Source organism: Vallitalea maricola (assembly GCF_036985595.1).
Taxonomy (GTDB): Bacteria; Bacillota; Clostridia; order Lachnospirales; family Vallitaleaceae; genus Vallitalea; species Vallitalea maricola.
Genome location: NZ_BTPU01000215.1, coordinates 1 through 226 on the forward strand (window position 1 = coordinate 1; position 226 = coordinate 226).

Below are 226 nucleotides of genomic sequence, written 5' to 3' on the forward strand. Positions count from 1 at the left end.
GGGATTTGGTTATATACGATAATTAAAATAGGAACAGGTGACTACCAATGTAAGAGCATATAGCCATACCAAAAACAGCTAAACAAACCAACGGAACAATTGTTGATAAAAACGTCAATACCACCACGATTGTAGCTAACACAACTGCTAGTAACACAAAACGGAAGCACACACACCTGAACAAACACCACTGACCAATCTCCAATGCCGTCTTCTGCTTGAAAAA

At 38.9% G+C, this 226-nt stretch carries 1 protein-coding gene; it reads right to left on the minus strand.

Translation table 11 applies throughout. The features are described from left to right. Nucleotides 1-41 precede the first annotated feature (41 nt). A partial coding sequence (locus tag AACQ14_RS23915) for a hypothetical protein (RefSeq protein ID WP_339366046.1) occupies nt 42-226 on the minus strand: 185 nt, incomplete at its 5' end.